Genomic DNA, 15,504 nt, shown 5'->3' on the forward strand with positions numbered 1-15,504 from the left:
CCCGCGCCGTTCCTGGCACGTGCTGGATCAGAAATAACGGTTCGGACATGCCTTCGGCCAAACGCAACGGACTATAAACAGACGCCGGTTAGCTTAAGCGGTTCGATGAGGAAGGAAAATTGATTGATAGCGGGATGATGGCGTCGCATATGAAACAAGACGTTTCCGGTATTAGCAGGTGACGTTACAACTCGAAGCACTCTAGATCTGGGTTTTTTGGCACTTAGTTTTACGCTGGGGGCCTATTGGTCCTACGAACCCAAGTGTCTGGAGGCTATATATGAATACCCGTGGATTGCTCGATCAGTTACTCAAGTCTGGCCAGGACATGTTGCAGAAGAAGGCCGGCGACCCGCGCAAACCGAATGATAAAGGCGCCCTCGGCGGGCTGCTCGGCGGTGGCGGGCTCGGCAGTTTGCTTGGCGGTGCGGGCGGTGGAGCCCTAGCGGCAGGTGCCATGGGCTTGCTGCTGGGCAACAAGAAGGCGCGCAAATTTGGCGGTAAAGCCCTGACCTATGGTGGCTTGGCGGCCTTGGGCGTGATTGCCTACAAGGCTTATGGCAATTGGCAGGCGCAACAGGCCAATGCACCCCAGGGCGAGCCGCAGACCATCGACCGCTTGCCGCCGGCGCAGGTCGAGCAGCACAGCCAGGGCATTCTTAAAGCGCTGGTCGCGGCCGCCAAAGCCGATGGGCATGTGGACGACCGCGAACGCGCGCTGATCGAAGGCGAGTTCACCAAGCTCGACAACGACCGCGAGCTGCAAGGCTGGCTGCACGCCGAGCTGAACAAACCCCTCGACCCTGCCGACGTGGCCCGCGCAGCCGGCACTCCGGAAATGGCCGCCGAAATGTACATCGCCAGCGTGATGCTGGTGGATGAAGAGAACTTCATGGAAAAGGCCTATCTGGACGAATTGGCCCGCCAGCTCAAACTGGAGCCTGGCTTGAAGCTCGAACTGGAAAAACAAGTACGCCAAGCCACCCTCTGACCTGATCATTCCCACGCTCGCGCGTGGGAATGCCTTGCGGGGCGCTCCGCGTCCCGCCCTCTGCAACACCGCTTGAATCCTGCCAATGTAACGGGCTGCATGCCCACACAGAGCGTGGAAACGATCCCCAGCCAGCCCTCCCACAGGTGTTTTTGCATTCTGTGTGCACTGCATCAAAAGCCATTGATAAGTGAGGCCATCTGCTCAGCTATACTCCCCTCCATTTGAATGGCCCTTCGAGGAATTACTGTGAAGAACTGGACCTTGCGCCAAAGGATTTTGGCGAGCTTTGCGGTAATTATCGCGATCATGCTGCTGATGGTCGTGGTCTCGTATTCGCGCTTGCTGAAAATCGAAGTCAGCGAAACCTCCGTTCGCGACGACGCCGTGCCCGGGGTGTTTTTCAGTTCGATGATTCGCAGCGCCTGGGTCGACAGCTATTTGCAAACCCAGGAATTGGTCGGCGCGCACCAAAGCCAGGGCATCTCAGAGGCCGACAAGCAGGACTACAAGTCCTTCGAGGCGCGTCTTGAACAGCACATGGCCAGTTACGCCAGCACCATCAATATTGGCCAGAATCGCAGCGAATTCGATGCCTTCGAAAAACTCCATCAGAACTACAACAAGATTCTCGCCCAAGTCCTGGACGCCCATCAGGCCAACAACCCCGTCGAGGCGCAAAAGCTCTTCGACGAGCAACTGACGCCCGCCTGGACCGCAGGCCGCGCGAAGCTCAATGACATCATCAATGAGAACAAGCAGGTTGCCGATAACGCCACCGCCGCTATCGACGAAGCCGTCTCGGCTGCCAAAATCAGCATGGGCGTTTCGCTGCTGCTGGCCATTCTTGCCGCGGGCCTCTGCGGCCTGCTGCTGATGCGCGCGATCATGGCGCCGATGAATCGCATCGTCGAGATCCTCGACATCATGCGAACGGGTGACTTGAGCAAGCGCCTGAACCTGGAACGCAAGGATGAGTTCGGCGCCGTCGAAACCGGCTTCAACGACATGATGACCGAGCTGACGGCCCTAGTGTCCCAGGCCCAACGTTCGTCGGTACAGGTCACCACCTCGGTCACCGAGATTGCCGCCACCTCCAAGCAGCAACAGGCCACGGCCACCGAAACTGCCGCGACTACCACTGAGATCGGCGCCACTTCGCGGGAGATCGCCGCCACTTCCAAGGATTTGGTCCGCACCATGACCGAAGTGTCCACCGCCGCTGACCAGGCATCGGTCGCCGCCGGTTCTGGCCAGCAAGGCTTGGCGCGCATGGAAGAAACCATGCACTCGGTGATGGGCGCCGCCGACTTGGTCAACGCTAAGCTTGCGATCCTCAATGAGAAAGCTGGCAACATCAACCAAGTGGTGGTGACCATCGTCAAGGTCGCCGACCAGACCAACCTGTTGTCGCTCAACGCCGCCATCGAAGCTGAAAAGGCCGGTGAATACGGGCGCGGTTTTGCCGTGGTCGCCACCGAAGTGCGGCGTTTGGCGGACCAGACCGCCGTGGCCACCTACGACATCGAGCAGATGGTGCGTGAGATTCAGTCGGCGGTGTCGGCGGGCGTGATGGGCATGGACAAGTTCTCCGAAGAAGTGCGCCGCGGCATGTTTGAAGTGCAGCAAGTGGGCGAGCAACTGTCGCAGATCATCCACCAAGTGCAGGCGTTGGCGCCGCGTGTGTTGATGGTCAACGAAGGCATGCAGGCTCAGGCCACTGGCGCCGAGCAGATCAACCACGCGCTGGTGCAACTGGGTGATGCCAGCAGCCAGACCGTGGAATCCCTGCGCCAGGCCAGCTTTGCCATTGATGAGCTGAGCCAGGTTGCGGTCGGCCTGCGCAGCGGCGTCTCGCGTTTCAAAGTCTGATGAGCGAGCTTGCCGCTAAACGCGGCGCCGTCCCGGCAGCGAAAAAGGCGTTGTTCCTGGTGTTTCACATCGGCGGCGAACGGTATGCCCTCAGGGCCACGGAAGTGGCTGAGGTGCTGCCGCGCCTGCCGCTCAAGCCCATCGCCCATGCACCGGTCTGGGTGGCGGGGATCTTTGCCCACCGTGGCGCGCTGGTGCCGGTGATCGACCTGAGCGCGCTGACCTTTGGCACGCCGGCCCAGGCCCGCACCAGCACGAGGCTGGTGTTGGTCAATTACCAGCCGCAACCCTGGGTTGAAGCACGCTGGCTGGGGCTGATCCTGGAACAAGCCACCGACACCCTGCGTTGCAGCCTTGAGGAGTTCCAGCCGTATGGGCTGGACAATCGCGAGGCGCCGTACTTGGGGCTGGTGCGTGAAGATGCCTTGGGCTTGATGCAGTGGATTGGCGTCAACGAGTTGCTCACCGAGCCCGTGCGCGCCTTGCTATTTTGCGCCGAGCTGAACCTATGAGTAATGATCCGCGCTTCTTTGCCTTCTTAAAGGAACGCATTGGCCTGGACGTCGCCTCGGTGGGCGAGGCGATCATCGAGCGCGCGGTACGCCAACGCAGCCAGGCCACGCAGGCGCAGACGCCAGAGGCTTACTGGCAGCACTTGCAAAGCTCCCAGGATGAGCAGCAGGCGCTGATCGAAGCGGTCATCGTCCCCGAAACTTGGTTTTTTCGTTACCCCGAATCCTTTGCGACCCTGGCGCGCCTGGCTAAGGCGCGCCTGGCCGAGATCAAGCAGATGCGCGCGCTGCGTATCCTCAGCCTGCCGTGTTCCACCGGCGAAGAGCCCTACTCGATTGCCATGGCCTTGCTTGATGCCGGGTTGGCGCCGCACCAATTCAAGGTGCTGGGCCTGGATGTCAGCCCGCTGTCGGTGGAACGCGCGCGGCGCGGGGTGTATGGCAAGAATTCGTTTCGCGGCAGTGATATCGAGTTTCGCGAGCGCCACTTCACCGAAGAGGTGGAGGGTTATCGCATCGCCGACCGCGTGCGCGAGCAAGTGCGCCTGCAAGTCGGCAACCTGCTCGACCCAGGCCTGTTGGCGAATGAGCCAAGCTACGACTTTGTGTTCTGCCGCAACCTGCTGATCTACTTTGACCAGCCGACCCAGAAGCAAGTGTTCGACGTGCTCAAGGGCCTGACCCACGAGGATGGCGTGCTGTTTATCGGCCCGGCCGAGGGCAGCCTGCTGGGGCGCCATGGCATGCGTTCGATTGGTGTGCCGCAGTCCTTTGCCTTCAGCCGGTATGTAGAACCGGTCAAGCCCGAGCCGGTGCCTGTACTGATGCCTGTACCGATGTCCGTGCCGCGCAGTGCGGCGCCGATGCCTCTCAAGCCACGCCCGTTCAGCACGCTCAGCAGCCACGTGACGCCGATCAAGGTGGCGCAGACCGATGCAGGCGACCTGCTCAGCCGCATCGCCACGCTTGCCAACGAAGGCAAAAGTGCTGAAGCCCGTGCCGCGTGTGAGCAGTATTTGAGTAACCACCCGCCGGCCGCCCAGGTGTTTTACTGGCTGGGGCTGCTCAGCGATGTGGCCGGCAGCGCCCTGGAAGCCCAGGGTTATTATCGAAAAGCCTTGTACCTGGAACCGCAGCACCCGCAGGCCTTGATGCATTTGGCCGCGTTGCTCCAATCCCAGGGCGACAGTGCGGGGGCGCGCCGCTTGCAAGCGCGGGCCGCGCGTAGCGAGCGAGCTGACAGTGAGTCCAAACGATGAGTAGCAACGACGCGCTCGATACTGCGGGCCTGGACCTGACCCTGACCGACACCCAAGCCATCGACGACTGCTGGAACCGCATCGGCATCCATGGCGACAAGTCCTGCCCGTTACTGGCGGAGCATATCCATTGCCGTAACTGCTCGGTGTATTCCGCCGCCGCCACGCGTTTGCTCGACCGCTATGCCTTGCAGCAGGACGACCGGCGGCCACAGGCGGCAACCGAGGACCACGGCGATGTGGTCACGCGCTCCCTGTTGATGTTTCGTCTGGGCGAGGAATGGCTGGGCATTGCCACCCGCTGCCTAGTGGAAGTGGCGCCATTGCAACCGATTCACTCGCTGCCGCACCAACGCTCGCGGGCGCTGCTCGGCGTGGCCAATGTGCGGGGCGCGCTGGTGGCGTGCCTGTCGCTGGTCGAGTTGCTGGGGCTGGACGCCACCACCGGCGGGGCCAGTGGTGGGCGGGTCATGCCGCGCATGTTGATCATCGCCGCGCAGGACGGCCCGGTGGTGGTGCCGGTCGATGAAGTCGACGGCATCCATGCCATTGATGAGCGCACCTTGAAGGCGGCGTCGGCCTCCGGCGCCCAGGCCAGTGCGCGCTTCACCCAGGGCGTTTTGCAGTGGAAGGGCCGCAGCCTGCGCTGGCTGGACGAGGCGCAATTGTTGTCCGCCGTGACCCGGAGCCTCACATGACCCCCGACCAGATGCGCGATGCCTCGCTGCTGGAACTGTTCAGCCTGGAAGCCGATGCGCAGACCCAGGTATTGAGCGCCGGTTTGCTGGCCTTGGAACGCAACCCGACCCAGGCCGACCAGTTGGAGGCGTGCATGCGCGCCGCGCACTCGCTCAAGGGCGCGGCGCGGATCGTCGGGGTGGATGCCGGGGTCAGCGTGGCCCACGTCATGGAGGACTGCCTGGTCACTGCTCAGGAAGGCCGCCTGTACCTGCAACCCGAACATATCGACGCCTTGCTGCAAGGCACCGACCTGCTGATGCGCATCGCCACGCCGGGCAATGACGTGGGCCCGGCGAATATCGAGGCGTATGTAGCGCTGATGGAGCGCCTGCTCGATCCGTCCGCCACCGTCGCTTCACCTGCGCTGCCCCCGCCGGCTGCGGCGCCTATGGTCGAAGCGCTGCCGCCCGAGCCCGAGCCGCCGGTCACCAGCGAGCCGCCGCGCCAGAACAAACACATGACCGAAGGCGGCGAGCGCGTGCTGCGCGTCACCGCCGAGCGCTTGAACAGCCTGCTCGACCTGTCCAGTAAATCCCTGGTCGAAACCCAGCGGCTCAAGCCGTACCTGGCGAGCATGCAGCGCCTCAAGCGTATTCAAAACAACAGCGCCCGCGCCTTGGACACCCTTGATGGCCACCTCAAGGCTGTGGTGTTGAACCTCGAAGCCCAGGAAGCCCTGGCTGACACCCGTCGCCTGCTCAGCGAAGCCCAGGCGTTGCTGGCGGAAAAAACCGCCGAGCTGGACGAGTTCGGCTGGCAGGCCGGGCAGCGCGCCCAAGTGCTGTACGACACCGCGCTGGCCTGCCGCATGCGCCCGTTTGCCGATGTGTTGGCCGGGCAGGTGCGTATGGTCCGCGATCTGGGCCGCAGCCTGGGCAAGCAGGTGCGCCTGGAGATCGAGGGCGAAAAGACCCAGGTCGACCGTGATGTGCTGGAAAAACTCGAAGCGCCGCTCACCCACTTGCTGCGTAATGCCGTCGACCACGGCATCGAAATGCCTGAGCAGCGCCTGCTGGCGGGCAAGTCGGCTGAAGGCTTGATCCGCCTGCGCGCCTCGCACCAGGCGGGTTTGCTAGTGCTGGAATTGAGCGATGACGGCAATGGCGTCGACCTGGAGCGCCTGCGCGGCACCATCGTCGACCGGCATTTGTCACCGCTGGAAACCGCCCTGCGCCTGAGCGAAGAGGAGCTGCTGACGTTCCTGTTCCTGCCGGGTTTCAGCCTGCGCGACAAGGTCACCGAAGTGTCCGGCCGTGGTGTTGGCCTGGACGCGGTGCAACATATGGTCCGCCAACTGCGCGGCGCGGTGGTGCTGGAGCAGACGGCGGGGCAGGGCAGCCGCTTCCACCTCGAGGTGCCGTTGACCCTCTCGGTGGTGCGCAGCCTGGTGGTGGAAGTCGGCGAAGAAGCCTACGCGTTCCCGTTGGCGCACATCGAACGCATGTGCGACCTGGCGCCCGATGACATTGTGCAGTTGGAGGGGCGCCAGCATTTCTGGCACGAAGGCCGCCACGTCGGCCTGGTCGCCGCCAGCCAGTTGTTGCAGCGCCCGGCCGGGCAGAGCAACGAAGAAACCCTGAAAGTTGTGGTGATCCGCGAGCGCGATGCGATCTATGGCATTGCGGTGGAGCGGTTTATCGGCGAGCGCACCTTGGTGGTGTTGCCGCTGGATGATCGCCTGGGCAAGGTCCAGGATATTTCCGCCGGTGCGTTGCTCGACGACGGCTCGGTGGTATTGATCGTTGATGTCGAAGACATGCTGCGCTCGGTGGACAAACTACTCAATACCGGCCGCCTTGAGCGCATCGCCCGGCGCAGCCAGCAGGCCGCCGAAGCGCCGCGCAAACGCGTGTTGGTGGTGGATGATTCGCTCACCGTGCGTGAGTTGCAGCGCAAATTGTTACTTAATCGTGGTTACGAAGTGGCCGTCGCTGTCGATGGCATGGATGGCTGGAACGCCTTGCGCTCCGAAGACTTCGACCTGCTCATCACTGACATTGATATGCCTCGTATGGACGGTATTGAATTGGTCACACTCTTGCGTCGTGATAGTCGCCTGCAATCGTTGCCGGTGATGGTGGTGTCGTACAAGGATCGCGAAGAAGACCGACGTCGTGGACTGGACGCTGGGGCCGACTATTATTTAGCTAAAGCCAGTTTCCATGACGACGCCTTGCTGGACGCCGTGGTGGAACTGATCGGAGGCGCCCGGGCATGAGGATTGCGATCGTCAATGACATGCCCATGGCGGTGGAGGCGTTGCGCCGTGCCTTGAGTTTCGAGCCCGCGCACCAAGTGGTGTGGGTGGCCGGCAATGGCCAGGAAGCGGTGCAGCGTTGCGCCGAGCTGACCCCGGACTTGATCCTGATGGACCTGATCATGCCGGTGATGGATGGCGTGGAAGCCACCCGGCAGATCATGGCGCAGACCCCGTGCCCGATTGTGATCGTCACCGTGGACCGCCAGGCCAATGTCAGCCGGGTGTTCGAAGCCATGGGCCATGGCGCCCTGGATGTGGTGGATACGCCGGCGCTGGGCGTGGGCAATGCCAAGGATGCGGCGGCGCCGTTGCTGCGCAAGATCCTCAATATTGGCTGGCTGGTCGGCCAGCGTGGCAGCCGGGTACGCACCGAAACCGCGCCGCAGCGCAGCACCGGCAAGCGCCAAAGCCTGGTGGCGATTGGTTCGTCGGCCGGCGGGCCGGCTGCCCTGGAAACCCTGCTCAAGGGGTTGCCCCGGGACTTTTGCGCGGCCATCGTGCTGGTGCAACATGTGGACCAGGTGTTCGCCGCCGGCATGGCTGAATGGCTGAGCAGCGCGTCAGGCCTGCCGGTGCGCCTGGCGCGGGAGGGCGAACCGCCACAAAGTGGCGTGGTCCTGCTGGCCGGCACCAACCACCACATTCGCTTGTTGAAAAACGGCACGCTAGCCTATACCGCAGAGCCGGTGAACGAGATTTACCGGCCTTCCATTGATGTATTTTTTGAAAGCGTCGCCAGCCATTGGAACGGCGACGCTGTCGGCGTATTGCTGACCGGCATGGGGCGCGACGGTGCCCAGGGGCTCAAATTGCTGCGTGAACAAGGATATTTGACCATCGCCCAAGATCAGCAGAGCTCGGCGGTGTATGGCATGCCCAAAGCGGCGGCGGCAATTGATGCCGCTGTTGAAATTCGCCCACTGGACAGAATTGCGCCCCGATTGCTGGAGGTCTTTGCAAAATGATCAAAACCTCCCGCAGTGCCGGCTTGCAGGAAAGTAATTCAGGTGACTGCACATGAGTGATTTACAGATCGACGGCATCAAAACCGACGAAAATGCCGCCATGGTGTTGCTGGTCGACGACCAAGCCATGATCGGTGAAGCCGTGCGGCGTGGCCTGGCCCATGAAGAAAACATCGACTTCCACTTCTGCGCCGACCCCCATCAGGCGATTGCCCAGGCGATTCGCATCAAGCCCACGGTGATCCTGCAAGACTTGGTCATGCCCGGGCTCGACGGCCTGACGCTGGTGCGTGAATACCGCAACCATCCGGCCACGGCGAATATCCCGATCATCGTGCTTTCGACCAAGGAGGACCCGCTGATCAAGAGCGCGGCGTTCTCGGCGGGCGCCAATGATTACTTGGTCAAGCTGCCGGACAACATCGAGCTGGTCGCGCGCATTCGCTATCACTCGCGCTCCTACATGACCCTGTTGCAGCGGGACGCGGCGTATCGGGCGCTGCGGGTCAGCCAGCAGCAGCTGTTGGACACCAACTTGGTGCTGCAACGGTTGATGAACTCCGACGGCCTTACTGGGTTGTCCAACCGCCGCCACTTCGACGAATACCTGGAGCTGGAATGGCGCCGTGCCATGCGTGACCAGACCCAACTGTCGTTGCTGATGATCGATGTGGACTTCTTCAAGACCTACAACGACAGCTTCGGCCATGTCGAGGGCGATGAAGCCCTACGTAAAGTCGCGGCGACCATTCGCGAAGCCAGCAGTCGCCCCTCGGATTTACCGGCGCGTTACGGCGGGGAAGAGTTTGCGCTGGTGTTGCCCAATACCTCGCCGGGCGGTGCGCGGCTGGTGGCCGAAAAGCTGCGCATGGCGGTGGCGGCGCTGAAAATCCCGCACATTGCCCCGGCAGAAGGCGCGAGCCTGACCATCAGCATCGGTTTGTCGACGATGACGCCGCAGCAGAGCAGCGATTGCCGGCTGTTGATCATGGCGGCGGATAAGGGCTTGTACACGGCTAAGCATAATGGGCGCAATCAGGTCGGTATCGAGTGATTCAGAACGACGCTGATCCTCTGTGGGAGCTGGCTTGCCTGCGATAGCGGCCTGTCAGTTATCACCTCCGTATCTGATACACCGCAATCGCAGGCAAGCCAGCTCCCACATTTGATCGCAATCGTTCTTGAGATCGGGCATATACCCGCCTTTTCGCCAAGCGGGCTGCCGTTAGCCCCGGTTTGTCGTTATACTCGTCGGCTTTCAAAAGTTCGCCAACGAGTGCTGCCCGCCATGGAAATCAACCCGATCCTTAACACCATCAAGGACCTGTCCGAGCGCTCCGAAACTATTCGGGGGTATCTTTGACTACGATCAAAAGCATGAGCGTCTGACCGAAGTCAATCGCGAGCTTGAAGATCCGGCTGTCTGGAACAAACCTGAATACGCCCAGGAACTGGGCCGCGAGCGCGCTGCGCTGGCGCAGATCGTCGATACCCTCGACGAGTTGAACACCGGTCTGGGCGATTGCCGCGACCTGCTGGACATGGCCGTCGAAGAAGATGACGAAGGCGCAGTGGGCGATGTCGTCGCCGAGCTGGCCCGTCTCGAGGAAAACCTCGCCAAGCTTGAATTCCGCCGCATGTTCAGCCACGAAATGGACCCGAACAACGCCTACCTGGACATCCAGGCCGGCTCCGGCGGTACCGAAGCCCAGGACTGGGCCAACATTCTGTTGCGCATGTACCTGCGCTGGGCTGACAAACGCGGCTTTGACGCTACCATCATGGAGCTGTCGGCCGGTGAAGTCGCCGGTATCAAAGGCGCCACCGTGCACATCAAGGGTGAATACGCCTTTGGTTGGTTGCGGACCGAGATCGGCGTGCACCGCCTGGTGCGCAAGAGCCCGTTCGACTCCGGCAACCGTCGCCACACCTCATTCTGCGCCGTGTTCGTCTCGCCCGAGATCGACGATAAGGTGGAAATCGAGATCAACCCGGCTGACCTGCGGATCGACACCTACCGCTCCTCCGGTGCCGGTGGCCAGCACGTAAACACCACCGACTCGGCCGTACGTATTACCCACGTACCGACCAACACCGTGGTCAGCTGCCAGAACGAACGTTCCCAGCACGCGAACAAGGACACCGCCATGAAAATGCTGCGGGCCAAGTTGTACGAGCAGGAAATGCAGAAGCGCAATGCCGCTTCCCAGGCGCTGGAAGACACCAAGTCGGATATCGGCTGGGGTCACCAGATCCGTTCGTATGTGCTCGATGCGTCGCGGATCAAGGATCTGCGCACTAACATCGAACGCAGCGACTGCGACAAGGTGCTCGACGGTGATATCGACGAATACCTGGAAGCCAGCCTGAAATCGGGGCTTTAAAGACTGTGTAGAGCCGGCTTGCCGGCGATCCCCGGCCTACGCCTGGGGCAACGAACCTGTGATGGAATTTCAAAAGACATGAGCGACCAACAACTCGACCCGCAAGCCCTGCAACAGGAAGAAAACTCCCTGATCGCCCTGCGCAAGGAAAAGCTTGCCGCCGAGCGCGCCAAGGGCAATGCCTTCCCGAACGACTTCCGCCGTGACAACTACTGCGATGCCTTGCAGAAACAGTACGCGGACAAGACCAAGGAAGAGCTGGCAGAGGCTGCAATCCCGGTCAAGGTGGCAGGTCGCATCATGCTCAACCGTGGCTCGTTCATGGTGATCCAGGACATGACCGGTCGCATTCAGGTTTACGTCAACCGTAAAACCCTGTCTGAAGAAACCCTGGCCTCGGTGAAAACCTGGGACATGGGCGACATCATTGCAGCCGAAGGCACCCTGGCGCGTTCCGGCAAGGGCGACCTGTATGTTGAAATGACCACCGTACGCTTGCTGACCAAGTCGCTGCGCCCGCTGCCGGACAAGCACCACGGCCTGACCGACACCGAACAGCGCTATCGCCAGCGCTACGTTGACCTGATCGTCAACGAAGAAGTGCGTCAGACCTTCCGTGTGCGTTCGCAGGTTATCGCGCACATCCGCAGCTTCCTGATGCAGCGTGACTTCCTGGAAGTGGAAACCCCGATGCTGCAAACCATCCCCGGTGGTGCCGCAGCCAAGCCATTCGAAACCCACCACAACGCGCTGGACATGGAAATGTTCCTGCGTATCGCGCCTGAGCTATATCTCAAGCGCCTCGTTGTTGGCGGCTTCGAAAAGGTCTTCGAGATCAACCGCAACTTCCGTAACGAAGGCGTCTCGACCCGTCACAACCCAGAATTCACCATGTTGGAGTTCTACCAGGCTTACGCCGACTACGAAGACAACATGGACCTGACCGAAGAACTGTTCCGCGAACTGGCGCAGCTGGTTCTGGGCAGCACCGACGTGCCGTACGGCGACAAGGTGTTCCACTTCGGCGAGCCGTTCGTGCGTCTGTCGGTGTTTGATTCGATCCTCAAGTACAACCCTGAGTTGACCGCTGACGACCTGACCGACATCGACAAGGCCCGCGCCATCGCCAAGAAAGCCGGCGCCAAGGTGCTGGGCTTCGAAGGCCTGGGCAAACTGCAGGTGATGATTTTCGAAGAACTGGTGGAGCATAAGCTGGAACAGCCGCACTTCATTACCCAGTACCCGTTCGAAGTGTCGCCGCTGGCCCGTCGCAACGACGACAACCCGAACGTCACTGACCGTTTCGAGCTGTTCATCGGCGGGCGCGAAATCGCCAACGCTTACTCCGAGCTTAACGACGCGGAAGATCAGGCCGAGCGCTTCATGGCCCAGGTGGCCGACAAGGATGCCGGCGACGACGAAGCCATGCACTACGACGCCGACTTCGTTCGCGCCTTGGAATACGGCATGCCGCCGACTGCCGGTGAAGGGATCGGCATCGACCGGTTGGTGATGCTCTTGACCAACTCGCCGTCGATCCGCGACGTGATCTTGTTCCCGCACATGCGGCCACAAGCGTAACCGTAGCGAAACCCGAAGCCGCCTTTTATAAGGCGGCTTTTTTATGTGGCGTATTCAGCCGTCAAGAGAACGGCGCCAGGTAATCGGTGATCGTTCCCACGCTCTGCGTGGGAAGGCATCCCGTGACGCTCTGCGTCACAAGTAGACGGCATTCCCACGCAGAGCGTGGGAACGATCATTTATCGGTGTAAAAGGAAGATCTGTCGTGAACCGCGTAATGGCTCAAGAAGGTGCCGCCGGCATTGCTGCTGCCGTGGCTGAAAGCGTCCAGTACCAGGGCCGCAAGGCCAGCCGCCGGGGCAGCGAGCAGCGCCGGCAAGACATTCTTGATGCAGCCATGCGCATCGTGGTGCGCGATGGCGTACGTGGTGTGCGCCATCGCGCGGTGGCGGCAGAGGCCGGCGTGCCGTTGTCGGCCACCACTTACTACTTCAAGGATATCGATGACCTGCTTACCGATACCTTTGCCCAATACGTCGAACGCAGCGCCGCCTTCATGGGCAAACTGTGGGTGCGCAACGAAAGCCTGCTGCGCGAGATGGTCGCCTATGGTGATGGCAGCCCGCAGTCGCGCGCGCAATTGGCCGATGACATCGCACGGCTGACCGCCGACTATGTATTGCGCCAACTGACCAACCGCCGCGAACACTTGATGGCCGAACAAGCTTTTCACCAGGAGGCCTTGCTCAACCCGCGCCTGGCTGAGCTGGTGCGTTCCCATCAGCAGATTCTGTTGCAGGGCACCGAGCAGTTTTTCCAGGTGCTGGGCTCCCGGGAGCCGCAACAGGATGCCAAAGTGTTGACGGCGATTATCAGTCGGATGGAATATCAGGGCCTGCTTGGCGGCCCAGAGCCTCTGACCGGTGAAGAGATGCTTGAGATTCTCAAGCGTTATATGCATTTGGTGTTGGCCTCGGTCTAGCCCAATGTGCGATCCGCTTTATGTGGGAGCTGGCTTGCCTGCGATACAGGCGCCTCGGTGCAACAGGTAATCCGAGGTGATGCTATCGCTGGCAAGCCAGCTCCCACACTTGATGGAGTACGCAATGAAAGCCTGGCGTGTCGCGCTAATCGCCTTGTCGTTCCTATTGCTCAGCGGTTGCCTGGTGACCTTCAAGGACCCGTTGCCGGCGCGCGAATCAGCGCCGGATGCCTTGCTCGGCCACTGGTCGAGCAAGAATGCCTGGGGCGAGCCGCTCAACTTGCAGATCACTCGCGCGGGTGAGCACCGTTATAAAGCCGTGAGCTACCCTAAAGCCAAGCCGGGCCAGCGCGATGAGTACCTGTTTACTGTCTCTCGCCATGGTAGCCGTTGGTATTTGTCGGCGCCGTTGCCGGACACGCTCGGCGGGCATTTCATCCTCACAGGCTTTGACTTTGAAGGTGAGAGCGACAAAACGCCTGAATTGGTGGTCTACAACCTCGACGTTGAGCAGATCCATCAAGCCATCGGCCAAAAGCTTTTACACGGCAGCACCGTGGACACCGTCGAAGGCGCCGGTGTTTTGGTGGACAGCCCTATGGACCAGGTGTTTGCCTACCTGGATGACCCGGCCAATGCCGACGTGTTCGTTGAAGCCGTGCGCTACCAGCGCGCGGGCAAATAACGTTTAAAGAGGAAGCACCGGGTGGACGATTACCAGCAGACGATACGCACCTTGTCTGATCGCATTGTGCTGGCGCAAACACCGATTCGCGTCCTCGACGCCGTGAAATGGGACGAGAACATTCGTCAGGGTTTCCTCAAGGCCAAGGGCAAGGCCATGCCCGCCGTAGACCGTGATTATTACCTGAGCCGGCCACTGTCGTTCGACTCCAGCGCGGTTAAGCTGGAGTTCCAGAACATCGAGCGCGACATCACCCGCCAGCTTGGCCAATTCAACCCGGTCGGGCAGATCATGCGGCGGATGTGCAAGGAGTACCGCATGGTGGTGCGCATGCTTGAGGCGCGCGGCACCGAGGACTTCGGCCTGATCTCCCAGGAACTCTACGGCGCCGCCTCCGATGCGTTTCACGCCGGCGACCCGACCCTGGCTGACCTCGGCCTAATGCTGTCCGACTACCTCAACAACATCGACGGCCGTGGCGACCTCAAAGACGAAGCCAAGACCCTGACCGCCAAGGATGCCGTTGCGTTGCTGCAAACCCGTCTGAACAAAGTGTTTGGCGAGGCGGAAGAAACCATTCGGGTATTTGAGTCCGACGGTATCGTCGCCGATGCGGCGGCGGGCGCCGACTACATCAAGATCCGCGCCGACGCGATGTTCAACGACCGGGATGTGCGCGCGCTGGAAGTGCATGAAGGCCTGGTGCACGTCGGCACCACGCTCAATGGCCAGAACCAGCCGATCTGCACCTTCCTGTCCAAGGGGCCGCCGTCGTCGACCGTGACCCAGGAAGGCCTGGCGATTCTGATGGAGATCATCACCTTTGCCTCCTACCCCAGCCGCTTGCGCAAGTTGACCAACCGCACCCGCGCCATCCATATGGTGGAGGAGGGCGCTGACTTCTTGCAGGTGTTCGAGTTCTTCCGTGAGCAAGGCTTTGAAATGGCCGAAAGCTACGGCAACGCCAGCCGGGTTTTCCGTGGCTCAACACCGACCGGTCTGCCGTTTACCAAAGATTTGTCCTACCTCAAGGGCTTCATCATGGTCTACAACTACATCCAGCTGGCTGTGCGTAAAGGCAAGCTGGAACAAGTGCCGCTGCTGTTTTGCGGCAAGACCACCCTGGAAGACATGCGTACCCTGCGCCAATTGGTGGATGAAGGCCTGGTGGTGCCGCCCAAATACCTGCCCGAGCAGTTTCGCGACATGAACGCGTTGGCGGCGTGGATGTGCTTCTCCAACTTCCTCAACCACTTGAGCCTGGACCGGATCGAGGCGGATTACTCGAATATCCTGTAGAGGATATGACCGGCACAACCGAATCAAAAATGT

The 15,504-nt window shown here is 61.2% G+C and carries 13 protein-coding genes; all 13 read left to right on the forward strand.

Features of this window, described 5'->3' with window-relative positions; all coding sequences use genetic code 11:
• Positions 1–280 precede the first annotated feature (280 nt).
• The 13 genes from K0P33_RS07760 to K0P33_RS07820 all read left to right on the forward strand — a co-directional run bounded on the left by K0P33_RS07760 (position 281) and on the right by K0P33_RS07820 (position 15,471).
• Positions 281–991 (forward strand): tellurite resistance TerB family protein, encoded by a 711-nt coding sequence (locus K0P33_RS07760; protein ID WP_242154707.1) that lies wholly within the window; start codon positions 281–283, stop codon positions 989–991.
• Between the two features lie 249 nt (positions 992–1,240).
• Positions 1,241–2,863: a methyl-accepting chemotaxis protein gene (locus K0P33_RS07765; protein WP_094949974.1), complete on the forward strand. Its 1,623-nt coding sequence runs from the start codon at positions 1,241–1,243 to the stop codon at positions 2,861–2,863.
• Positions 2,863–3,375 (forward strand): chemotaxis protein CheW, encoded by a 513-nt coding sequence (locus K0P33_RS07770; protein ID WP_094949975.1) that lies wholly within the window; start codon positions 2,863–2,865, stop codon positions 3,373–3,375. Before K0P33_RS07765 ends, K0P33_RS07770 begins: the two co-directional genes overlap by 1 nt.
• Positions 3,372–4,634, forward strand: coding sequence for a protein-glutamate O-methyltransferase CheR (locus K0P33_RS07775; protein WP_242154709.1), 1,263 nt, complete (start codon positions 3,372–3,374; stop codon positions 4,632–4,634). The genes K0P33_RS07770 and K0P33_RS07775 overlap by 4 nt, the downstream gene beginning before the upstream one ends.
• Positions 4,631–5,332, forward strand: a complete 702-nt coding sequence (locus K0P33_RS07780) for a chemotaxis protein CheW (protein ID WP_242154711.1) — start codon at positions 4,631–4,633, stop codon at positions 5,330–5,332. The genes K0P33_RS07775 and K0P33_RS07780 overlap by 4 nt, the downstream gene beginning before the upstream one ends.
• Positions 5,329–7,593, forward strand: a complete 2,265-nt coding sequence (locus tag K0P33_RS07785; RefSeq protein WP_242154713.1) for a hybrid sensor histidine kinase/response regulator — start codon at positions 5,329–5,331, stop codon at positions 7,591–7,593. The genes K0P33_RS07780 and K0P33_RS07785 overlap by 4 nt, the downstream gene beginning before the upstream one ends.
• Positions 7,590–8,600 carry a chemotaxis response regulator protein-glutamate methylesterase gene (locus K0P33_RS07790; RefSeq protein WP_094949979.1) on the forward strand — a complete coding sequence of 337 codons (1,011 nt, stop codon included), beginning with the start codon at positions 7,590–7,592 and terminating at the stop codon, positions 8,598–8,600. Before K0P33_RS07785 ends, K0P33_RS07790 begins: the two co-directional genes overlap by 4 nt.
• Before the next feature lie 52 nt (positions 8,601–8,652).
• Positions 8,653–9,654, forward strand: coding sequence for a diguanylate cyclase (locus tag K0P33_RS07795; RefSeq protein WP_094949980.1), 1,002 nt, complete (start codon positions 8,653–8,655; stop codon positions 9,652–9,654).
• Positions 9,655–9,888: 234 nt separating this feature from the next.
• A protein-coding gene (prfB, locus tag K0P33_RS07800) for a peptide chain release factor 2 (protein ID WP_141240520.1) occupies positions 9,889–10,984 on the forward strand; the annotation gives its coding sequence in 2 pieces (ribosomal slippage) (positions 9,889–9,960 and positions 9,962–10,984; 1,095 coding nt in all).
• A gap of 78 nt (positions 10,985–11,062) precedes the next feature.
• Complete coding sequence (gene lysS / locus K0P33_RS07805; RefSeq protein WP_094949981.1) at positions 11,063–12,565, forward strand: lysine--tRNA ligase; 1,503 nt, start codon at positions 11,063–11,065, stop codon at positions 12,563–12,565.
• Between the two features lie 205 nt (positions 12,566–12,770).
• Positions 12,771–13,487 (forward strand): TetR family transcriptional regulator, encoded by a 717-nt coding sequence (locus K0P33_RS07810; RefSeq protein WP_242154715.1) that lies wholly within the window; start codon positions 12,771–12,773, stop codon positions 13,485–13,487.
• Positions 13,488–13,611: 124 nt separating this feature from the next.
• The gene (locus K0P33_RS07815) at positions 13,612–14,172 is read left to right on the forward strand and encodes a hypothetical protein (protein ID WP_094949982.1); all 561 of its coding nucleotides are present in this window, start codon (positions 13,612–13,614) and stop codon (positions 14,170–14,172) included.
• Positions 14,173–14,193: 21 nt separating this feature from the next.
• On the forward strand, positions 14,194–15,471 hold the full coding sequence (locus K0P33_RS07820) for a flavohemoglobin expression-modulating QEGLA motif protein (protein ID WP_094949983.1): 1,278 nt from the start codon (positions 14,194–14,196) through the stop codon (positions 15,469–15,471).
• The last annotated feature ends 33 nt before the right edge of the window (positions 15,472–15,504 follow it).

Origin of the sequence: Pseudomonas sp. ArH3a (assembly GCF_022648765.1) — a bacterium.
Classification (GTDB): domain Bacteria; phylum Pseudomonadota; class Gammaproteobacteria; order Pseudomonadales; family Pseudomonadaceae; genus Aquipseudomonas.

Bases quoted from the DNA above. Each gene is read 5' to 3' on its own strand.
- K0P33_RS07770 (WP_094949975.1), top strand. From the start codon at position 2,863: ATGAGCGAGCTTGCCGCTAAACGCGGCGCCGTCCCGGCAGCGAAAAAG.
- K0P33_RS07785 (WP_242154713.1), top strand. From the start codon at position 5,329: ATGACCCCCGACCAGATGCGCGATGCCTCGCTGCTGGAACTGTTCAGC.
- K0P33_RS07790 (WP_094949979.1), top strand. From the start codon at position 7,590: ATGAGGATTGCGATCGTCAATGACATGCCCATGGCGGTGGAGGCGTTG.
- K0P33_RS07775 (WP_242154709.1), top strand. From the start codon at position 3,372: ATGAGTAATGATCCGCGCTTCTTTGCCTTCTTAAAGGAACGCATTGGC.
- lysS (WP_094949981.1), top strand. From the start codon at position 11,063: ATGAGCGACCAACAACTCGACCCGCAAGCCCTGCAACAGGAAGAAAAC.
- K0P33_RS07795 (WP_094949980.1), top strand. From the start codon at position 8,653: ATGAGTGATTTACAGATCGACGGCATCAAAACCGACGAAAATGCCGCC.
- K0P33_RS07815 (WP_094949982.1), top strand. From the start codon at position 13,612: ATGAAAGCCTGGCGTGTCGCGCTAATCGCCTTGTCGTTCCTATTGCTC.
- K0P33_RS07760 (WP_242154707.1), top strand. From the start codon at position 281: ATGAATACCCGTGGATTGCTCGATCAGTTACTCAAGTCTGGCCAGGAC.
- K0P33_RS07780 (WP_242154711.1), top strand. From the start codon at position 4,631: ATGAGTAGCAACGACGCGCTCGATACTGCGGGCCTGGACCTGACCCTG.